The sequence below is a fragment of the Streptomyces similanensis genome, from assembly GCF_039543625.1.
GTDB lineage: Bacteria > Actinomycetota > Actinomycetes > Streptomycetales > Streptomycetaceae > Streptomyces > Streptomyces similanensis.
This window is the reverse complement of sequence record NZ_BAABKC010000050.1, coordinates 1-1,723: the sequence shown is the minus strand read 5'-3', so window position 1 is coordinate 1,723 and position 1,723 is coordinate 1. Positions and strand designations below refer to the sequence as shown.

Annotated in this window: 1 protein-coding gene and 1 pseudogene; one reads left to right on the top strand and one right to left on the bottom strand. The window is 66.1% G+C overall.

Features of this window, described 5'->3' with window-relative positions; all coding sequences use genetic code 11:
- The first annotated feature begins 76 nt into the window (after positions 1 to 76).
- Positions 77 to 700 (top strand): transposase, encoded by a 624-nt coding sequence (locus tag ABEB07_RS18505; protein ID WP_345669356.1) that lies wholly within the window; start codon positions 77 to 79, stop codon positions 698 to 700.
- Between the two features lie 353 nt (positions 701 to 1,053).
- On the opposite strand, the pseudogene ABEB07_RS18500 reads toward ABEB07_RS18505, so the two are convergent.
- A pseudogene (locus tag ABEB07_RS18500) lies at positions 1,054 to 1,305 on the bottom strand (integrase core domain-containing protein); the annotation flags it as partial.
- Positions 1,306 to 1,723 lie beyond the last annotated feature (418 nt).

Here is a 1,723-nt window from a genome sequence, read left to right as displayed (position 1 = left end):
CGTCTGGACTCCTCTCGTGAGACCCATCTGACCTGCTGTCACCTTTCCCCGCATCTCGGGGGAACCTCACATCGACATGTCGGCCACTTACCGCGCCGCGATCCGCACCGGCCTGCCCGACGCCTCCGTCGTGGTCGACCACTTCCACGTCGTCCAGCTCGCCAACAAAATGCTCTCCACACTCCGGCGCCGCACCACCGCCGAGGCCCGTGGACGACGCGGACGCGCCAGCGACCCGGAGTGGAAAGCCAGACGACGTCTCCTGCGCAACCGCGAGGACCTCACCGATGAGCAGTTCGCGACAATGTGGAACCCACTGCTGGGCGAGGGGCAGATCGGGCAGACGCTGCTGACTGCGTGGATCGCGAAGGAGAGCCTGCGCAATCTCCTCGCCCTGGCCCGGACCGGCGCCGACCGGCACCAAGTCGGCCATGCCCGATGGAAGTTCCTCACCTGTTGCGCGGATTCGGACATCCCCGAGGTCGTCCGGCTGGCCGTGACCGTGGACCGGTGGTGGGCGGAGATCACCGCGTTCCTCGACACCGGCCACAGCAACGCCAAGAGCGAGGGCATCAACCGCGTGATCAAGCTCGTGGCCCGCAACGCCTTCGGCTTCCGCAACGCAGAGGACCAACGCCTACGCACACGCTGTGTCACCACCCGCCGAGCCCGCGGACACCTCCGCACCGCTCAACTTTGAAGACCCGGAAAACGTCAAGCCGGCTGCGGCGGGTCAGTCGGCCACGGGAAGCTGGGGCATGCAGATCCGGCACAGGCGGTATCGGATGCCGCCTCGCGGGCCGATGCGCTCGGCACCCAGGCCGCCGCCTCGCCGGACTCCATCATCCGCTTGTGCGTCGCCCACCCGGAGTTGGTGGTGCCTTCGTGGGCGAGCGTCGTCAGCGCGCCCTGCATCCAGATGGAGTCGTCCCCCCGGGACGTGGCCGACGGACAGCTCGATCTCACGGCATGTGGCCCGGTGCAGTGTGTGCTTGCCCGTGGCGTAGGGGTACCGGTCGGGTGAGGCTGATCCCCGAAAGTGGACACCGGGTTTCATGCGACGAGTGACAGCGTATGTGTCGTGATCAGTTGCTGTTCGAACTCGGCTGGTGTGAGGTAGCTGAGCGCGGAATGGCGACGGCGCCGGTTGTAGTACGACAGCCAGCGGAACAGCTCCAGCCGGGTCCGTGCCTTCGAAGTCCAACGGCGACCGTGGAGCAACTCGCGCTTGAGGCCTTGGAAGAACGACTCGGCGAGGGCGTTGTCATAGCTCGAGCCGACCCGGCCCATGCTGCGGCGGATGCCTGCTGGCTTTGTTCACGGGTTGTGGTTCTGGCTCGCTTTCCGTGATGCGCGCACGCTGAGTTACGGCTGGTGCTCCGATCAGGCTTCAGGAAGTTGCCTGAAAATGATCAGGGCCGATCTTGGTGTGGTTGACAGTGCGGCGTCGTGGAAGAGATGTCGCCCCGCCTGGAGGGCCTGCTGTTACCGTCCATCGCGGACGTGTCGGTGCTGTCGCTGGACGTTAGTCACGAGGCGATACGCATCGACCTCTGCAGTACGGCGGGGGGCGGCATGCCCGGACTGCGGGAGCGAGTCGACCCGGGTGCACAGCTCTTGCCTGCGGTTTCCTGCGGACGTACCGAGTGGCGGACTGAGGTTCCCCCGAGATGCGGGGAAAGGTGACAGCAGGTCAGATGGGTCTCACGAGAGGAGTCCAGAC

Excerpts from the sequence above, each read along its gene's own strand:
- ABEB07_RS18505 (WP_345669356.1), top strand. The coding sequence starts at position 77 with ATGTCGGCCACTTACCGCGCCGCGATCCGCACCGGCCTGCCCGACGCC.